This is a genomic window from Pseudomonadota bacterium (genome assembly GCA_034660915.1).
Lineage (GTDB): Bacteria > Desulfobacterota > Anaeroferrophillalia > Anaeroferrophillales > Anaeroferrophillaceae > DQWO01.
Map to the genome: position 1 here is coordinate 1 of JAYEKE010000112.1, position 3,160 is coordinate 3,160.

At 45.9% G+C, this 3,160-nt stretch carries 3 protein-coding genes; 1 reads left to right on the forward strand and 2 read right to left on the reverse strand.

Translation table 11 applies throughout. The annotated features are described in order from the left end of the window. Positions 1-670 (reverse strand): LptF/LptG family permease (locus U9P07_07110; protein ID MEA2109172.1); only part of this gene is annotated, 670 nt, incomplete at its 3' end. Positions 671-739: 69 nt separating this feature from the next. Further along, positions 740-1,819 (reverse strand): LPS export ABC transporter permease LptF, encoded by a 1,080-nt coding sequence (lptF, locus tag U9P07_07115; GenBank protein MEA2109173.1) that lies wholly within the window; start codon positions 1,817-1,819, stop codon positions 740-742. Between the two features lie 241 nt (positions 1,820-2,060). On the opposite strand from lptF, the gene U9P07_07120 reads away from it, so the two are divergent. Beyond that, positions 2,061-2,777, forward strand: a complete 717-nt coding sequence (locus U9P07_07120; GenBank protein MEA2109174.1) for a phosphocholine cytidylyltransferase family protein — start codon at positions 2,061-2,063, stop codon at positions 2,775-2,777. Positions 2,778-3,160: the final 383 nt, after the last annotated feature.

Genomic DNA, 3,160 nt, shown 5'->3' on the forward strand with positions numbered 1-3,160 from the left:
TGAGCTGGGTGATAGTTTGCCTGCTTATGCCCTCTTTAGTGAATTCTCTCTTTTCAACATTCTGTAATCGCCAGATTTGTTTATCAACAATATCAGCTTTGGGACTGTGCAGGTATGTTTTCAGCTGGCCCTGCTGGTCACATTCGTAGATATCCATGTCGGCCATAGTGTCCAGTGTTGATGGTTTTCCTATCCGAATGATGTTATTTCCCGATCGAATCCAGAATTCATCTTTAGTCATAATCATGCCGGTGTCGGAAAGCGCAAGTAGTCGCTGGGTTCGGGCCTGTTGTTCCAGTGGTGGAATAATAAATTCGGCGGAAATACCCGCAATCACCATGAAAAGAATCACGATAATCAGTATCGGCAGACAGATTCTCCAGGGTCTGAGACCAGCGGCCTGCATGGCTAAAAGTTCATTATGATCAGCAAGGAGTCCCAGGCCGATGATGCTGCCCAGCAGGGTGGCGACCGGGAGAAGATCAAACCAGCGTTTAGGGGTGGTCAGGATAACATAACGAAAGGCATCGCCCAACTGGTAATGACCGGTGCCGATATCCTTTAATTGCCCCATCAATTCGATAAAACTGAAAAGGAAGAGCAGAATGGCGGTAACCAGGAGGGATGCCTGGAGAAAGTTTCTGATAATATAACGGTCGGTTATTTTCATGGTTTGTCTGTGGTACAACTCAACTTTCTGACTTGTATCGCCATGCCGGAACATCCCTGGAAATTTCTTTCAGCTTTTTTTAGGTATATGCCACTTCTGAAAAAAGCTTATGGTGGTGATCAATAACAAGAGGGCCATTACCCCTTCAATTGCCCAGATTCCCGGCCAGGGGCTGATAACCTGCTCTCCAATCCAGGTTTTAGTTGCCAGGCTGAGGGTGTAAAAAATACCGTAAATAGCTACTGCCAGTACTACCTTCGCGTATTTTCCCCGGCGGGGACTGGTCTGGCTGAGCGGGATGCCCAATAACGCCAGGATGATGGCGGTGAGCGGGGTTGAAAAGCGCCACTGAAGTTCGGCAATTGCCAATGACTTGTCTGAGTGAAGCAGACTGCCGGTGGAAGTGGCTTTTATTTTGGTTATGGGCGGGGCTTCCGAAGGGCTGAGGGAAAGGGTGTATTGTTTGAAACCCACGGTTGTATCCCCCCGACCGGATGATGATAGTTCAAATATTGTCCCATCCTGGAAAACCAGAGTATCATTGTCGCTAAAGGGATCAGTTTGCTGAGAAACTTCCTTTGCCGTGATAATCTGTTGTTTTCCTTCTACTTTGGTGTGGATGAAAATCTGTTGTGCCCGTTGTTTTTGTCGATTGACCCGCTGGGCAAAAATAACCCGTTTTCCTGATTCAAGTTCATAGAAAGAGGCCGGTTCCATCCTCTTTATCTTAAAGTGGCTTTCTTCAAAGTTTTTTAACTGGTAAGCGGTACGGTATGCCCATGGTCTAATGAACAGTGAGAGACTGGCTACCAGCAGGCTGATCAGGATGGCAATTGACAGAACATTTCGATGAATTCTGCTGCGTTTTACCCCACATGATTCAAGGGCTGTCATCTCCAAATCTGTATATAAACGACCAAGGCCAAGAACTACCGAGAGATAGATGGTTGTTGGTATCAGGACTTCTAGGGCGATAATAACTTTCAGCAGGATCAGGTTGAAGACCGTCTTGGCTGACAGGAGTCCTATGCTTGCATCGGCCAGGTAGCGGGTGGCACAGTATCCGGCGAAAATGCTTACCAGAACCAGGCAGACCACAATCATGGGCTTGCCGATTTCCTGGATTATATAACGATCAATAATTTTCATGGTCAGTCAATTGCGGTAGATGTAAGGATTATGTTGTAATTCAGGGAAAACTATACAGGGTTTGGGCCTGCATGGCAATACTTGACTGTGAAGGCTGTCTCTCGTTAATGCGGATGATTGTTTTTGTGGTTTAATTATGGTATGTCAGCAGCGTTTCATAAACAATTCTTGAAATTATCATAAAGTGCTTCCATAATATTCGGGGCAGTTCTTTGCAAGTTGAAAAAAAGGGGAACAAAGAGTGAAAGCGATTATTTTAAGCGCTGGCCAGGGAAAGCGTTTGTTGCCATTGACCAGCGAAATGCCTAAATGCCTTTTGCCGATCGGTGATAAAACTTTGCTTGAACGACAATTAGATGCCCTTGCGATTTGCGGCGTAGAGCAGATAACGGTAGTGGTTGGCTATGGTGCTGACAAAGTTGAATCCTTGCTCAAACATTATTCCGGTCCGCAGAACGTTGAAACTTATCTTAACGCCGAGTACTCTACATCTGACAACTTGGTCAGTTGCTGGAAGGTTAGGGAAAAAATGGCAGGTGATTTTCTGCTGATTAATGGAGATACTCTGTTTGAAGCGGCTATTCCTGAACGCCTGCTGCAAACGCCGAAGCATGAAGTTACGGTAACCATCAGCCATAAAAAAGAATATGATGCTGATGATATGAAGGTCCAGCTTGATGGTAGACGGTTGCTGCAAATAGGAAAAACCCTGGTACCCGGTGAGGTGGATGCCGAGTCCATCGGGATGATCCTTTTTCGGGAACCGGGGGCGGCATGGTTTCGCGCGGCCATGGAGCAGGCGCTCAAGGAACCGGCGGCCAGAAAGCGCTGGTATTTGTCGGTGATCAATGAAATGGCTCAGACTCAACCTGTTTGGACTTGTTCTGTTGCCGGTTTATTATGGTCTGAAGTAGATTATCCTGCCGATCTGGAAAATGCCAGGAAGATGTTTAAATGATGCAAAGAAAGCCCATTAAATTGTATCCTGAATTAAGCGTTTAGCTTTTAGCACTTAGCTATTAGCTCAATGATTACAAAATGTCTAATATTATACATGTTCACCCAATGGATGTTGTTACTAATCAACGTAAAGTCCTGATTATTAAAGGCTAATTGCTAACAGCTAACTGCTAACAGCTAACTGCTAATCGCTCAGTTTAAGTGTATGTCAACTTTCTGAGTTATGAAAAAACACCTGTCTGCCGACAGGCAGGGCTTGAAAAAATTTGTTTTTAAGGATGTTCCGGCATGGCTCTCGCTCATTCTCGCTGCACATCGTGTGCAGCTCCGAGGTGCCCGCCGCGAATCACCGTCGTGGTGATTCGTTCGGCGGTCAATGCC